This window comes from Acinetobacter sp. 102, from assembly GCF_037028485.1.
Lineage (GTDB): Bacteria > Pseudomonadota > Gammaproteobacteria > Pseudomonadales > Moraxellaceae > Acinetobacter > Acinetobacter higginsii.
The window spans coordinates 1-14,259 of the sequence record NZ_JAZEZK010000027.1 but is presented as its reverse complement, the minus strand read 5'-3'; the positions used below and the strand labels follow the sequence as shown (position 1 = coordinate 14,259).

Below are 14,259 nucleotides of genomic sequence, written 5' to 3'. Positions count from 1 at the left end.
ATCATATTAAAATTATAGCTTTTGTAATGATTTTATGAGCTTACATACATAATTAACTCAAACGTTCTACAAATAAAATGCCATCTAAATGATCCACTTCATGCTGAACAATCCGTGCAGGGAAACCTTCAAAAGCGGTTTCAATCACTTCACCTTGTAAGGTGTAATAACGCACTTTTATCGCTTGCGCCCGTTCAACCTGCCCACGCTCATCTGGCACACTTAAACAGCCTTCCTCACCTAAACAAGACTCTTGAGAAAATGCCAAAATCTCAGGATTGACCATCACTACCGCATCCATTTCGGGTGCATCGGGATAACGTGGATTCGGACGAGATGCCACAATAATTAAGCGTTTAGAAATATAGACTTGTGGTGCGGCAATCCCAACACCATTACGCTCCAACATGGTCGCATGCATGGCAGATGCCAATTGTAATAACCACTCACTATTAAATTCCCCGTTTGCGACAGCTGCCGCTTTAATTTTTAAAACTTCTTCACCACGTTGTGCTACAGGTAGAATTACACTCATCCCACGCCCTTATCGTTGTTTTGACCGAATAGTGAATATTATCGTATTGGATATTTTATCGCGTTACCATAATTTTCATTTAAGAATCTTGTCATAATATATTCGCGAAAAAAATAATGAATGGCAAAGCACATGAATGCAACCCAACTATTTCTAGGTGTCATCTTTAGCTCGATTGGCTTAGGCTATTTTATGTATGGCAAAAAGCAGAAAATGACCGTGCCTTTGGTATGTGGTCTTATCTTGATGCTCTTTACCTATTTTATTGATAGCACAGCCATGATCAGTATCATTGGCGTGGCGCTTTCAATTGTTCCCTATTTTCTGCGCTTCTAAATAAAAAAACTCCCCAAATGGAGAGCTTTCTTTCATTGAGAAATTAAAGGTGTTTCTTTAATTCATCTGCAACGATCTCGATTTCAAGCGTGCTGAATTTACGGATTTCGCCTTCTGCATGCTTTTCTAACATACCACCAATCAACGGCACTTTTACTTTGACAGTCCATGTTAAAGAGATATTCACTTTTTCGCTGTCACCCGTGACACTGCGCTCACCCTTCGCTTCCAAAGGTAAGTTTGCACCCAATTCAACCGTCGAGGTTAAGTTTTTCAAATGGGTAATATCAGCACGTTTTAAACGGAACGCATTTTTTAATAATTTTTTCGCCACCTCTGGAATATTAACATCCAGATTATATTCACGGCGTAGTGTATAAATATCACCCTGAATATTCGATTCGATAATTTCCAAATTTTCACCTGGAATACGCTTACACACTGCTTCATGCAATGAAGTATCCGCGACCAGTCTTGAAAAGTCCTCAATTGAAACACCATGAATTGTTTCATTAACCGTAAATTGATGTGCCATTTTTAAATGTCCATTTCGTTTTATTAGGATTTCATCATTGCGCAAAAGTATAGCATTCTCATTTGCATCTCTAAATCTGATCAGACAAAAATGGATGACTGCTCGGATTAGTTATTTCTATTGTAATGATGCCGTATGCCTAATTTGACCGTGACACGCTCCATACGACTGATATACAGATAATGATCCCCATATTCAATCACCGCATAAAACTGCTCCGCACCATCATCCAAACCTGTAGCTGACCATCTTGTGCCTTGCGGAAACTCATCTAACCATGCCGCTTTGTAAAAGTCTGAAACCGAATCAAAAGTCAGGTAGTGCTCAGGATCGGCCATAATTTTAGCTGCCATCTGATCGAATTTTTGTTGTTTAAATGCCTCTAAACTGAGTAACACAAAGCGTCCTTCTGATTTAAATTGTGCTTGAATTGCATGGTTAACTTTCCGCCTAATCTTTAACTGACTTACAAAAATACAGTGATTTTCTTATATCTCTATTTTGCTGCGGAATACGCTGTTTTTCTACATTATTTTCAGTTTTATCATATATTTTTAAGCTGTGCTGATTTGCTAGCACAGGCTCAATATGTTATCACCTTGTTATGTTTTCTATTTTTTACAACGATAAACTATAAGGAGTAAATATGTCTTATCAAAATATTTTAGTTCCTGTTGATGACTCTCCAATTTCCTATGCCGCAGTCGAACATGCGCTTTCTTTAGCAAAACTATCTGGGGCAAAAGTCACCATTCTGAGTGTGGTTGCGGTTGACCCATTTGTCGGTGTGGATTTTTATCAAGTTGCCCCTGCGGTGACCGATTACTTTATGCAAGCCGAAGCACAAGCCAAAACACAACTACAAGACATTTCTCAATCCTTTGTCCGTGATGGTATTCAGGTGAATACCAAAATTCATCATGGTTCAGCCAGTGAAGGCATTATCTTTGTTGCTGATGAAGTTGGTGCAGATCTGATTGTGATGGGCTCACATGGCCGCACAGGGGTAAAACGTTTATTGCTGGGTAGTGTGGCACGTGCCGTTTTAACAGAATCACATATTCCAGTGCTGATTGTGAAGCAATAACGATTTGCTTTAATTGAAAAAACCTTGTGTCTCGATACAAGGTTTTTTTATTGTCTCAAAGTTGCATAGATGACCGATTCGCCCCCCATATTGATCATTTATAACCCTGTTCCATGATTTAAAAAGATGCTTCACTAGCAATTGGACATTTATTTTCAAGTCAAAATAGTGAGTCGAATCAGCTTACTATCGCCAGAAAAAATGACCGTCAATAAAAACAGCATGTTTAAGAATAAGACACGGTTTTACAAGGATGATCAATATGAAACTCAATCCAATGGTGATTGGCCTGTGTGGGATATGTATCAGTACATTGAATCACGCGGCAGCACTGGACCAATCAGGACAATCCATTCTCCCTTTTCTGGAAAATGGTAACTATGTTGAAGTCAGTGCAACAGCCGTTGATGCTGACATTTCGGGGAAAATCCGTAATCGTCCTGAACTGGTCAATGATCCACAGAACCTGAACTCAGGCAATATGGGCAATAGCTTTCAATATTATAGTGCCGCGCTCAAACTTCAACTGACTGATCGAATCAGCTTTGGTCTACTCTATGACCAGCCTTTTGGTGCTGATATTCGCTATCCGATGCAATCGAATAACACCTTCTCGGACAATGAATTTACCCAGCAAGGCACATCGGTCAATGTTGATACTGAAAGCATTAGCATGATTTTGGGTGTCAGTCCTTTTAGCAATGTTCAACTCTATGGCGGCGCTGTCTATCAATCGGTCAAAGGTGATGTCGCGCTGCGTGGTAATTCATACAGTGAAGCCTTTAATGGCTATGATGCCAAATTTAAACAGGATCATGCAGTCGGTTGGCTGGCAGGCCTGAGTTATCAAATCCCAGAGATTGCCTTAAAAGCTGCGCTGACCTATCGCTCCAAGATCGACCACGATATGCAAGTGACTGAGACCATGTTCGGTCAGCCTTTAGAAGTGACTACCCCAAGTAAAACCAAAATTTCCACGCCACAATCGGTGAATGTTGATTTTCAAACAGGTGTGTATAAAGACACACTGCTCTATACCAATCTACGTTGGGTCAACTGGAAAGATTTTCATATTCGACCGACGCAATTTGGCGCAGTGACGGAGTATCTCACTGGCGTAATCAGCGAAGGAACCTATACAGGTGGTTTTGATTTAGACAGCTATCAAAAAGATCAATGGACGGTCAATGTCGGACTTGGACATCAGTTTACTGAGAAATGGAGTGCATCCACTGAAGTCAGTTGGGACTCTGGTACAGGCGACCCTGCATCCACATTGAATCCGACCAAAGGGTCTTGGGGGATTGGTCTAGGTGCTCAGTTTAATCCTGCCCCGAACTACTTTATTGCGGCTGGCGTTAAATACTTCTGGTTAGGTGATGTGATTGCCGAAGACGGCACCTATTACATTCCTGTAGCAGGAATTAAACCCATTGCTGAACAGGCCGATTTTAAAGATAACAGTGCAATCGCTTATGGTTTGAAAATGGGCTATCGTTTTTAGTCACAAAAACTCATCATGCTAAGTAGGAACAGATCTACCTCTAGTCTTGCTCCTACTTGGCTCTTTTCTGGCATTCAATCAGCGGATTAGCTTAGAATCTCAAAGCATTATTTTAATAATGAATGTCATCTCTAGGAAAAATCCAATGAAAAAAATCCCTCTTGTCTTTTCAATATTTATATCTAGCTTCGTTTTTCCTTTTACTACTTTTGCCAATTCACCTGATCCCAAAGAAAGCATGGATATTTTTATTGGCACCCTAACCATTCAGGATAACAAAGCCATTTTAACGCGATGCGATATTGCTCAGAATGAATATGTGTTGAAAGATGCGGACTGGTCTAAGCAAAAGGCGGTATCAGGTTTTCTCTCCAAAGCCACAAAACTAAAACAGCCGATCTATGTAGAAGTGATTGCAGCGTATAAAAGCGAAAAAGATATTAATATTCTCTTGGTTGATTCCATTGAAAATCTGACTGAAGCGAAAAGCTGCCATTTAAGCGATTTATTTTAAGGCTCAAAATACATGGCAGACTTTTAGCTCGAATCTTGATGAGCAAAGCTTAGTGACTCATCGTCACTCACTAAAAGTTTGCCATGTCTCAAAAGCATGTCTGCGATACAGCTTTAACTTAGAAAACTGAGGAATAATTGCTTCACTCTGGGTTGGTCTTAAAAATACAAAATCATCGACTTGAATATCACAATCCTTCGGTACATTGATCAATTCCTGATTACTGCTACGCCCGTACAATGCATGGGTATGCGCTTGATCAGGATAGACATAATCAGCCAGCCAATAGCCACCATAAATAAACAGCGCCTTACATTTATGTGGCAATTTATCTAATAAAGACATAGAAGGAAGCTGAGTAAATGGCAGTATTTTTAATACAGGCGCAGCAATCCATAACGCAGGTTGTAATGCCCTTAAAAAATCACTGTCAAAATCACTTGGTTTTAAGAGCATTGAACCAAAAGACAAATCATTGCAGACACTTTCAGTGGTATGAAAGCTAAAGGTTGGGCTACCACCGCCATTAAAACACAGCGCATCATGCCACAGCGATGGAAACTGCTTTTGAATCAATTGTTGATAATGGGCATAGGTCTGCTGTGAACTGTGATAAGCCAATTCAGGTTTTTTAATGATGGCTGGAATTTTAGTGACATGCGCATCATAGCCCATCAAACCAGAAAGCTTTAAATACTGCGGATACTGCTGAATCAGCTTTAAAATTTCGGTCAGTTGCTGTGTCGACTGTACCCCACCACGATGTAAGCCGACATCAATTTCAATATTCACATCCAAACACAGAGAATAGAGCTGGGCAATCTCGAGATATTGCTGTAAGCGTTGCTTGGTATCAATCAGCCACTGAATTTTGGCATTCGACCACTCCGCATGCTGATCAAAAAAATGACGTACAGCTTGGGCAGGCATAGGCTTACCCAACAGAATATCGGCTTCGGCAAAATTTTCTAGGATCGAAACAATATGCGGTTGATGAAATACCATAAAGCGTTGCGTATTCATCTGTTCGGATAGCAACTTGAGTAGGTCTAGGCTTGCTAATGACTTGACCACCAAGCGTGCTTTTAAATGTTTGGCATGAGCAAGACGAATCTGAACATGTTGGATATTTTGTTTTAACGCTGCTTCATCGATGATCAGTTGCGGAATCGCAATCCCCTGCTTTTTTAGGTCGAGATTGAGTTGTTTAAAATAATGATCCAACATGGCTATACCTTTTTTATTTAATTGTGATTCTAAAAAACCATCTTATACGAGGGAATGTCATCTACAACCTGAGCAAGCCAAAGCGACTAAAGCTTTGAGTGCAAGAAGTTTAAATACATCTTACCAAGCTTCAAATGCTTCTCAGGGTGAAACCAAAGTAATTCCAGCTGAAAGCTTAACCCTTAATTGGATGAGAACTCGACATGACTCCGTTAAGCACTTTCAGCTTATAAAATAACTCTATTTAACCTAAAAACAGCTTTTCCAGATAGGGATTTAAAAACTTGGCTTCTGGGTCCAACTGCTGGCGCAAAGCCATAAAATCATCCCACTTTGGATATAAAGCCCGAAGCTGTGTGCTGGTCATATGATGCATTTTACCCCAATGCGGACGCCCTCGATATTTCTGCAAAATCGGCTCAACCACATCAAAAATCAACTTCGGGTCTTGCTTATGATATTGATGCACTGAAATCGAAATGGAGTCCTGCTGATAAAACGGACTAAGCCAAATATCATCACCCTTCACAAAGCGAAATTCGAGCGGAAAAAAGGTGGCCACTTTATACTTTCTTAAGGCATGCAATATTTCATCCAAACACTCAATTCCACGATCAACAGGAATCTGATACTCCATTTCATTGAATTTGGTATTACGCGGCGTTGGAAATATCTTGCTCGACCAATCAACATAGGTTGTCGGTTTGACAAAGATGCCTAATAGCTTCTGTAAATAAGGATTCAGCGAAGGAAAGTTTTTGGTCAGTTCTGAACACAAAGTCAGCAAGGTATCATCCGATGGAAAATTTTCCTTCCGCGGCAAAACCGCTTCATCAGTCTCATCCAAAGTTTTTAGCATCAACTGCTTTTCATGGGAAAACACAAAGCACTCAATATGTCGATGCTGCTGCTTCCATTGCTGAATATGCTGCATCATGTCTTCTACCGGACACAGTTGAATATGCTCTTTCAGCTTATAGCGAGGGCGATTCTGCATGGTGATCTGAGTCAGGATACCCAAGCTTCCCAAAGACACCCGTCCTGCGGCAAAGATTTCAGGATATTCTGTGCGGCTACATTTCAGGATTTCACCAGAAGCCGTCAATAACTCAAAAGCTTCAACATAGGCCGAAATACAATGTAAATCTGCTCCTGTCCCATGTGTGCCTGTGGAGACAGCCCCCGCTAGACTTTGCTGATCAATATCGCCCTGATTCATCAAAGCCTGATTGATCGATTGCTGTTGCAGATGTTGATCTAGGTCATATAAACGTGTACCCGCATAAATGCTGCTCTGACATCGTTCAAGATCTGTCGATGCAATGCCTGCAATATGATCCAAAGACAATAAGGTGGCATCAGTACAGACTAAGGGCGTAAATGAATGTCCTGCACCGACTACCCGTATTTTTTGTTGCGCTTTAACAATGGACTGTAGTTCTTGCACATTGGCTGGTTGTAAAACCTGTTGCGGCATAGATTTTTGGAAGCCTGACCAGTTCGTCCAGATGCCTTGTGTTAAATCACTCATACTGCCTCTCCTTGGCTAACGGCAGTTTTTAAATTGCCATGATTGCTGCGTTTTGCGAGTTCCTGTGCTGGAATCGGTTGTGGTCGTGTCATTTCATCGTAATGACGTTTATTTTTCTCTAATAACAATTGTTCAGCTAAACCTTTGAATTTGCTCTGACAGGCAGCTAGCGTCCATTGACCAAATAAGGTATGTCCACCTTCATAGGCTTGCGCTTGATATTCTTCATAGGTGGTGACATAACCCATATAATCATTGCAGTAGGATGCTAACCAAACCCTTTCAACCGAAGCCTGTGCGGCAAGCGTCTGTTTAACCGTATCAATGACACGCTGCCCTGCAATAGTGGTAAATTCTCCTGGACAGCAAATCAAAGCCAATCGACCTAATCGCAGAATCTGTAAGGGAACCACGCTTGGAACTAAAGGACTGTGCTGAATCGCTCCCGCTTTCACTTGTCGGTTCATTTCTGCAATCAACGGATCAAGCATACTCGGTGGAAAACCAATCGGCTGCCCTAAAATCTTTTTGGCACCTGCTTCCAGTAAAATCTGTTTCGGCCCTTGAGAGGCATACAACTGCTGATAGTCTGCAAAATCAGCAGCTTTTGGGTGCTTGGTTTTTTGTTTGCGAAATTGATCCGCTAAAAATTGCATCCCCATAATTAAGGGTTTGGGCGCCCCTAAGCCATCGACAGGCGTACCTGCAAAAAATGCGGTACCGTGACAAGGCTGACTGGTCTTGGCATGCTTTTGCCCCGCTGCGAACTCATCTGGAATTTCAATATTACTCAGGTCTACATAGGACAAAACCGCATCGATCTTGCCTTCGACTTTATGTAAATTTTTAGGAATATTTGACTGTAAAGCCGTCAAAGCCAGTTCACTTTGATATCGCCCGTTTTGTTGCGCGTATTGATATTCCTGCTCGCCTTTAATCTTATTGCGAATCTTGAGCTGATCTTTGCCATGAAAATGCGGTGATACATCTCCCGCAGTTGCTTGTGCAAAAATCGTGACTGGATTTTGAATCCCTTGCTCAATTAAAGCCTGCTCAGAGAATGCGGCTGCATAGCCTTTATTATCGCCATCATAGGCGTTTAAGGAATTTCCTAAACAGGTTGCATGTACCCCAAATAAGGAAATAAAGGACTGCAGTTTTTGCTCACGATAGAAACCAATCAACTGCATTTCTCGGTTCAAGGCTAAATGCGTTTCCGCTTCGGTACGTGGCTGAACTTCTGGATTACGATTATAGGCTTTAATTGAACGATTCCATGCGACAGCGGTACGCTCTGGAAAATGTTGAGTCTCCAAGAAAATCTCGGTGTCTTGTTCAGATGCAATCGCATTTTGAATACTCAGTACAATCGCCTCAACAATGGCAGTTAAATGTTCAGGCACAAAACCAGGGGTTGGCATATTGTATAAAGCTTCATAGCCACAACCACCAGGGCCAGAATGGGTATGGGTTGCCATGAGGACCAATTGATTTTCATCAAATGGTGAATCTAGAATTTGTGTGAGTCGCGCTATTGTTTGGCTGCGTATGGCATGGGTAATACAACCTACGTCCAGACAACAGATCAGGAGTCGGTTATGTTGCTGATCGACAATACTCACGCAACGTGCAAATAAAGCTGTGCGCTGTTCATAGGCTCGATGTGACCATTGCCCATAACCAAACATGGCATAGCCTTTCGGTGTAATTTTGATTTGCTGCTTGTCCCAACCCACCTGATACATCACGACTTCCTTTCAATTCTTTTTCTAACTGTATTAAAGCATGTTGAAAGTTAATCAAAATTATGCGATACCCAACAGGGTTAAAGACACTTTTCTTTGGGGGGCAAAACGGACTTATGCCTATACGCAGCAACTGTAAAAATGAACAACAGCAATTTATTCCACCCACCATTCTGGCGAGCCTAATCCATTATGCAGAGCAGCAACAGTGGGATTATGCTGTATGGTTTCAGAATTCAGGTTTAGACATTGCACAAATACAGCAAACCCAAGCTGTGGTTCGTTTTAGCCAACTCTGTGATGTGGTTGGTCAAGCCATGACCACCTATCAACAACCGAACCTAGGCTTAAAGCTTGGCAGTAGCGAAGGTCTGATTTCGATGGGGATTTTGGGCTTTGCCATGCAATCCTGTAAAACGGTTGCAGATGCTTTAGACATTGCGCTGCGCTACCATAGGATTTCTGGCAGTGTCTTGAATATCGACTTTTCTATCCACGCTGATCTTTGTGAATTGGAAGTCACCGAACCTTATCCCTGCAATGAACTCAAAGCCTTTTTCTATGATGAATTATTTAGCAGCATCATCACCTGTTTAAATGCGATGTTGGGCGATCATGATGATGTGATCAGTCTTGAGCTCAGCTATTTACCACGCGAATATCAACAACAATATAACGAACTCTTTGGCTGCCCGATCCAGTTTAATCGTGACAGGAATATCATGCGTTTTAGCACTAGCCTATTGCAGCGCAGCTTAAAAAATTATAGTCCAGCCAACTATGCAACTGCACTACACATCTGTGAACAAGCCCTAAAAGAAATAGACCAGCTCAACCAAGTGGGTTATGTGCATCTACTCGATCATTTGATTGAACAGCATTTACCTGAACGCTTTGAGATGCAACAAGCTGCTGAACAATTACGGATCAGCGAACGCCATTTAAGACGACAATTGTTATCAGAAGGTCTGAGCTTTCAACAAATTCGGCAAAATGTGTTGGAGCGTAAAGCCAAGCAACTTATTGAACAGAACCTATCCCTGAGTGAGATTAGCCTGCAATTGGGTTTTAGCGAATTACGTGAATTCCGACGTGCCTTTAAACGCTGGACAGGGCAAGCGCCTTCTATTTATAAACAAGAGACTCACCTTACTTAAATGATTAGTTCGTAATACCTACTCATATAAAATGAACATATCTCAGGAATTACTGGTGCTACAGGTCATCCACAACCTGCGTGAGATTAATCAGATGCTATTTCTGCGATTAATTTAAAGAGATACCGGAAGAAGACAGGTTTTGTGGATGACAATGGTTTTGGTTACTTTTGCTGAAACAAAAGTAACTCCAGCTGAAGGCTTATCTAAAAATAAGATGAGATCTCTATAAGATTCCACCGAAGCAAAAAAATTAAAACTAAATTTTAACTCGCTGCTTGATAAAACGGTACATCACCATTAATCGTGGCACGATGCATAATCCGATGCGCATCACCATAATCAAATAACGCCTTATGCTGTGTGCAACGATTATCCCAAATCGCTACATCACCTGCCTGCCACTGCCAACGCAAATGGAACTGCTCATTGGTGGCATGCGCAAATAAATACTTTAGCAATTCAGCACTTTCCGTCTCATCCAGTTCATTAATACGTGTGGTAAACCCTTCACTCACGAACAAAATCGGCTGACCCGTTACCGGATGCGTTCTCACCACCGGATGAACAACGGGTGGATTACGCTTAAAGGTTTCTTCCAGTTTTTTACGCTCAACATCGTTATGCGCAAAACGTTCAATCGGGAAAGACTGACGAATGTCATGCGTTGCGGTTAAGCCTTTTAACTTTTGCTGCAAACCTTGATCCAAGGCAGCAAATGCAGCTGCCCCGCTTGACCAAAGGGTATCACCACCGACAGGTGGAATCTTAATCGCTTGCAATACACAACCCAATGGCGGTTTCTGACTGAAAGTCACATCAGTATGCCAAAGCTCATTATCACGTAAGTCTTGTTTCCAGCTGTCCAATACAATGATTTCAGGCACATTATCGATAGATGGGTAAATCGGATGAATATGCAAAGAACCAAAACTACGTGCCAACTCCGCTTGTGCCTGAGGTGCAAGCTGCTGATTACGGAAGAAAATTACATGATGATCCAGCAAAGCCTGTTGAATTTGTTGCGTCGTATTTTCATCAGCCGTGTTTAAATCAACATCGTGAATAATGGCACCAATCGTTGGTTTAATAACTTCAATATTTAAGGTCATCTTCTACTACTCACACTTATAACTGTTGGCCATACCAAGGAGATAATTGCTTCTGTAACCAACGCAAAAACAATTCAAAACTAACGGCGACAATCGCAATCACAATAATGCCCAGAACTACGGTATCGGTGATCAGGAACTGCGCTGCAGACTGCACCATAAAACCAATACCGCGATCTGCTGCAACTAATTCCGAAGCCACTAGAGTCGACCAGCCCACACCTAAACCAATACGAATACCCGTTAAAATATGCGGTAAGGCTGTCGGCAGAATCACATGCCAAAACACTTGTGATTGGCTTGCCCCTAAAGATAAGGCAGCACGTTCACGATTGAGCTGATGGCTCAGCACACCATGGGTACTACTGATAATCACAGGTGCAAGGATCGAAAAGAAAATCAAAAGGACTTTGGTGGTTTCACCGATCCCGAACCAGATCACCAATAGTGGCAAATAAGCCAAAGGTGGAATCGGACGCAATAACTCAACCAATGGATCAAGCACGGCACGAACCCACTTATTCAGCCCCATCCATAAACCTAAAGGTACACCAATCGCAATCGCAGCAACTAAAGCCAATAAGACACGAGAAATACTTGCTGCCAAATGCTGCCATAAGGTGGCTTTCATAAAACCTTGTTGACTGACTTCTAGAAATTTTTGCCATACCGCTTGTGGGCTCGGCAAAAATAGACTTGGGACAATTTTTAATGCCGTGATCAAATACCAAATCACCAGTACGCTCAAGACACTGGAAAAACTGAGCGCTAAACTACGATGGCGAGTAAAAAAGGACCCAATTGGACTAAAAACCGAACCTGACTGTGTTTGATTCGTCGATTGCAGTTCCTCGGCCTTGCTCACCTCATAGGCTGTATTTTTTGCTTGCCCCGTCATACAGCCACCTCATGCCCTGCTTGTTTCTGCACACGTAGGCGTTCAAACAATTGCTCGCGTAATTGAATAAATTTAGGATCCGATTTGATCGCACGAATGGATTCACCTTGCTTATAACGCTCTGCAAAATCCAGTTTTAAAGTTTCGACAATCTTACCTGGGCGAGCGGTCATCAACACCAATTGATTACTCAGCAATAGTGCTTCTTCAATGTCATGGGTGATCAGGAAGAAGGATTTATTTTGTTCAATCCATAAGTCCAGGACCAACTGCTGCATGGTTTCACGAGTAAAAGCATCAAGCGCAGCAAAAGGCTCATCCAATAAAATAAAGGCTGCGTGGCTAATCAAAGCACGCGCAATACCGACGCGCTGTTTCATGCCACCTGACAATTCCCAAATATTGGCTTTAGCCACATGACTCAAGCCGACAATTTTAAGAATTGCATCGACTTGCTGTTGAATGTCTTGCTCTTTTAAACCTTTGAGCTGCAAAGCAAAACCGATATTTTCAGAGACATTTAACCAAGGTAATAGCGCATGATCCTGAAATACCACCGCACGGCGTGCATCTGGCGCAGTCACCACTTCATGATCCAGTGTAATCTGCCCCGAACTTGGCTTTTGAAAACCCGCCAGAATATTCAGTAATGTTGTTTTACCACAACCAGACTCACCCAAAATCACAGTCAAAGTGCCTTCTTCAATCTTCAGATTGATATCTTGCAATACAGGCACGGTCTGTTTTGGAAAGGTTAAATGAAGATGCTCGGCAGCTAATACGCTCATTTAGATCTCCTAGGGCTGTAAGAATTGGGTGGTGACATTCGCTTGATAATCAGGTTTTACTTGATCCACCTTGCCTTGGCTTTTGAGGAATGTTGCTGTGTCGAAAATATTTTTGGCGAACTCACCCGCTAATGTTGCGTGTTGTTGCTGACCATTCAGATAAATATTGCCTGATAACAGTAAAGGAATATCTTTCACATCAGAGCCTGTCAGCTGAGCAATTTTCTGGATATTGTCCGCATTTTGTTCAAATGCTTTTGGATCTTGCTGATACGCTTCAACTTGTTTCAAGCTGGTTTTTACGAATGCTTTTAAGAACTCTGGATTTTTTTCAGCGAAATCTTTACGAACCACCCATAAATCATAGGTTGGTGCGCCCCACTCGCCGACTTGTTTCGAATCTGTTAATACATGACCACTGGCTTTGACTTTACTTAATGCAGGTTCCCAAACATAAGTTGCATCGATATCACCACGCTCCCAAGCTGCTGTGATTTCTGGTGGACGTAAGTTAATAATCTTGACTTGATTATCCGCAATATTCCAATGCTTGAGTGCTGACAATAAACTGTAATGCGTGGTTGAGACGAATGGTACGGCAATGGTTTTGCCAATCAAATCTTGAGGTTTTTGAATGCCTGATTTGTTACTCACCACCAATGCCTCTGAACCGCCTAATTTAGCCGTCACAAGAAAGACTTCAATCGGTAAATCACGACTTGCAGCAGCAGCCAGAGGACTAGAACCAATATTGCCGATCACCACATCACCCGAAGCCAATGCATTAACCACATCTGAACCTGCATCAAATTTGCGCCATTGAATTGCTTGATTACTATCACGTTCATAATCACCATTGGCTTGTGCAACCTTGGTTGGATCCACACCAGTTTGATAGGCAATCACCACTGCCTTGTTATTTTTAGACTGAACAGGTGCAGCATCTTTTTGATTTTGATAGACAATAAAAGCAACAATCGCCACAAGGACGATCGCTGTAACAATTAGCGGCTTAGAGTTTTTGATGCCCATAATTAGATGATCTTTCAACAATATAGGCTTATGGTATGCGGCATGCTTTATGATTAAAAATAAGAAAAAGTGAGTTGCTTATTCCTTTATGAGATAAGAATAAGACTTAGGCAATTTTTGCTGTTTTTATATTCAATTGGTTTATTTTTAGTGTTGTTTCATTTAATTTCCCAACTAAGCCTTTTAAATATTTATCCCGCTGTTTAATTGAAAAGTAAAATATTTAATCCTGATAATTTCATCTTTAAATTAAATATG

Annotated in this window: 16 protein-coding genes; 6 read left to right on the top strand and 10 right to left on the bottom strand. The window is 41.6% G+C overall.

Annotation, left to right across the window (positions count from 1 at the left end; translation table 11 throughout):
* Positions 1 to 52: 52 nt before the first annotated feature.
* Entirely contained in the window at positions 53 to 535 is a 483-nt protein-coding gene (def, locus tag WA352_RS19665) for a peptide deformylase (RefSeq protein WP_004805557.1), read from the bottom strand.
* Positions 536 to 667: 132 nt separating this feature from the next.
* Between def and WA352_RS19660 the strand changes: the two genes are divergently transcribed.
* Positions 668 to 871, top strand: a complete 204-nt coding sequence (locus tag WA352_RS19660) for a hypothetical protein (protein WP_033133115.1) — start codon at positions 668 to 670, stop codon at positions 869 to 871.
* Positions 872 to 914: 43 nt separating this feature from the next.
* Here WA352_RS19660 and WA352_RS19655 read toward each other — a convergent pair whose 3' ends face one another.
* Both WA352_RS19655 and WA352_RS19650 read right to left on the bottom strand, forming a co-directional pair.
* Entirely contained in the window at positions 915 to 1,406 is a 492-nt protein-coding gene (locus tag WA352_RS19655) for a DUF2505 family protein (RefSeq protein ID WP_004654699.1), read from the bottom strand.
* 107 nt (positions 1,407 to 1,513) lie between these two features.
* Entirely contained in the window at positions 1,514 to 1,804 is a 291-nt protein-coding gene (locus WA352_RS19650; RefSeq protein ID WP_005321921.1) for a hypothetical protein, read from the bottom strand.
* 248 nt (positions 1,805 to 2,052) lie between these two features.
* Between WA352_RS19650 and WA352_RS19645 the strand changes: the two genes are divergently transcribed.
* The 3 genes from WA352_RS19645 to WA352_RS19635 all read left to right on the top strand — a co-directional run bounded on the left by WA352_RS19645 (position 2,053) and on the right by WA352_RS19635 (position 4,511).
* Positions 2,053 to 2,493: a universal stress protein gene (locus WA352_RS19645; RefSeq protein ID WP_033133116.1), complete on the top strand. Its 441-nt coding sequence runs from the start codon at positions 2,053 to 2,055 to the stop codon at positions 2,491 to 2,493.
* A 262-nt stretch (positions 2,494 to 2,755) separates the two neighbouring features.
* Positions 2,756 to 3,997: an OmpP1/FadL family transporter gene (locus WA352_RS19640; RefSeq protein WP_033133117.1), complete on the top strand. Its 1,242-nt coding sequence runs from the start codon at positions 2,756 to 2,758 to the stop codon at positions 3,995 to 3,997.
* Between the two features lie 145 nt (positions 3,998 to 4,142).
* The gene (locus tag WA352_RS19635; protein ID WP_033133118.1) at positions 4,143 to 4,511 is read left to right on the top strand and encodes a hypothetical protein; all 369 of its coding nucleotides are present in this window, start codon (positions 4,143 to 4,145) and stop codon (positions 4,509 to 4,511) included.
* A 63-nt stretch (positions 4,512 to 4,574) separates the two neighbouring features.
* On the opposite strand, the gene WA352_RS19630 is transcribed toward WA352_RS19635, so the two are convergent.
* On the bottom strand, positions 4,575 to 5,738 hold the full coding sequence (locus WA352_RS19630; RefSeq protein WP_033133119.1) for an alanine racemase: 1,164 nt from the start codon (positions 5,736 to 5,738) through the stop codon (positions 4,575 to 4,577).
* Between WA352_RS19630 and WA352_RS19625 the strand changes: the two genes are divergently transcribed.
* Positions 5,737 to 5,976 (top strand): hypothetical protein, encoded by a 240-nt coding sequence (locus WA352_RS19625; RefSeq protein ID WP_032859721.1) that lies wholly within the window; start codon positions 5,737 to 5,739, stop codon positions 5,974 to 5,976. The two genes, WA352_RS19630 and WA352_RS19625, sit on opposite strands and share 2 nt — an antisense overlap.
* Before the next feature lie 6 nt (positions 5,977 to 5,982).
* On the opposite strand, the gene WA352_RS19620 is transcribed toward WA352_RS19625, so the two are convergent.
* Both WA352_RS19620 and WA352_RS19615 read right to left on the bottom strand, forming a co-directional pair.
* The gene (locus WA352_RS19620) at positions 5,983 to 7,269 is read right to left on the bottom strand and encodes a D-arabinono-1,4-lactone oxidase (RefSeq protein ID WP_033133120.1); all 1,287 of its coding nucleotides are present in this window, start codon (positions 7,267 to 7,269) and stop codon (positions 5,983 to 5,985) included.
* A complete protein-coding gene (locus WA352_RS19615; protein WP_005321902.1) occupies positions 7,266 to 9,014 on the bottom strand; it encodes a neutral/alkaline non-lysosomal ceramidase N-terminal domain-containing protein in 1,749 nt (582 codons plus the stop codon). The genes WA352_RS19620 and WA352_RS19615 overlap by 4 nt, the downstream gene beginning before the upstream one ends.
* Before the next feature lie 62 nt (positions 9,015 to 9,076).
* Here WA352_RS19615 and WA352_RS19610 point away from each other — a divergent pair, with 62 nt between their 5' ends.
* On the top strand, positions 9,077 to 10,171 hold the full coding sequence (locus WA352_RS19610) for an AraC family transcriptional regulator (RefSeq protein ID WP_033133121.1): 1,095 nt from the start codon (positions 9,077 to 9,079) through the stop codon (positions 10,169 to 10,171).
* A 266-nt stretch (positions 10,172 to 10,437) separates the two neighbouring features.
* On the opposite strand, the gene tauD is transcribed toward WA352_RS19610, so the two are convergent.
* The 4 genes from tauD to tauA are packed head-to-tail and all read right to left on the bottom strand — an operon-like array spanning position 10,438 to position 14,019.
* Complete coding sequence (gene tauD / locus WA352_RS19605) at positions 10,438 to 11,283, bottom strand: taurine dioxygenase (RefSeq protein WP_033133122.1); 846 nt, start codon at positions 11,281 to 11,283, stop codon at positions 10,438 to 10,440.
* A 16-nt stretch (positions 11,284 to 11,299) separates the two neighbouring features.
* Positions 11,300 to 12,181 (bottom strand): taurine ABC transporter permease TauC, encoded by an 882-nt coding sequence (gene tauC / locus WA352_RS19600; RefSeq protein ID WP_033133123.1) that lies wholly within the window; start codon positions 12,179 to 12,181, stop codon positions 11,300 to 11,302.
* Complete coding sequence (locus WA352_RS19595) at positions 12,178 to 12,969, bottom strand: taurine ABC transporter ATP-binding protein (RefSeq protein WP_033133124.1); 792 nt, start codon at positions 12,967 to 12,969, stop codon at positions 12,178 to 12,180. Before WA352_RS19595 ends, tauC begins: the two co-directional genes overlap by 4 nt.
* Before the next feature lie 9 nt (positions 12,970 to 12,978).
* Entirely contained in the window at positions 12,979 to 14,019 is a 1,041-nt protein-coding gene (tauA, locus tag WA352_RS19590) for a taurine ABC transporter substrate-binding protein (protein WP_171248646.1), read from the bottom strand.
* Between the last annotated feature and the right edge of the window lie 240 nt (positions 14,020 to 14,259).

Bases quoted from the DNA above. Each gene is read 5' to 3' on its own strand.
- tauC (WP_033133123.1), bottom strand. From the start codon at position 12,181: ATGACGGGGCAAGCAAAAAATACAGCCTATGAGGTGAGCAAGGCCGAG.
- WA352_RS19635 (WP_033133118.1), top strand. From the start codon at position 4,143: ATGAAAAAAATCCCTCTTGTCTTTTCAATATTTATATCTAGCTTCGTT.
- WA352_RS19640 (WP_033133117.1), top strand. From the start codon at position 2,756: ATGAAACTCAATCCAATGGTGATTGGCCTGTGTGGGATATGTATCAGT.
- WA352_RS19595 (WP_033133124.1), bottom strand. From the start codon at position 12,969: ATGAGCGTATTAGCTGCCGAGCATCTTCATTTAACCTTTCCAAAACAG.
- WA352_RS19615 (WP_005321902.1), bottom strand. From the start codon at position 9,014: ATGTATCAGGTGGGTTGGGACAAGCAGCAAATCAAAATTACACCGAAA.
- WA352_RS19625 (WP_032859721.1), top strand. From the start codon at position 5,737: ATGGCTATACCTTTTTTATTTAATTGTGATTCTAAAAAACCATCTTAT.
- tauD (WP_033133122.1), bottom strand. From the start codon at position 11,283: ATGACCTTAAATATTGAAGTTATTAAACCAACGATTGGTGCCATTATT.
- WA352_RS19630 (WP_033133119.1), bottom strand. From the start codon at position 5,738: ATGTTGGATCATTATTTTAAACAACTCAATCTCGACCTAAAAAAGCAG.
- WA352_RS19655 (WP_004654699.1), bottom strand. From the start codon at position 1,406: ATGGCACATCAATTTACGGTTAATGAAACAATTCATGGTGTTTCAATT.
- WA352_RS19610 (WP_033133121.1), top strand. From the start codon at position 9,077: ATGCGATACCCAACAGGGTTAAAGACACTTTTCTTTGGGGGGCAAAAC.
- WA352_RS19660 (WP_033133115.1), top strand. From the start codon at position 668: ATGAATGCAACCCAACTATTTCTAGGTGTCATCTTTAGCTCGATTGGC.
- def (WP_004805557.1), bottom strand. From the start codon at position 535: ATGAGTGTAATTCTACCTGTAGCACAACGTGGTGAAGAAGTTTTAAAA.
- WA352_RS19645 (WP_033133116.1), top strand. From the start codon at position 2,053: ATGTCTTATCAAAATATTTTAGTTCCTGTTGATGACTCTCCAATTTCC.
- WA352_RS19620 (WP_033133120.1), bottom strand. From the start codon at position 7,269: ATGAGTGATTTAACACAAGGCATCTGGACGAACTGGTCAGGCTTCCAA.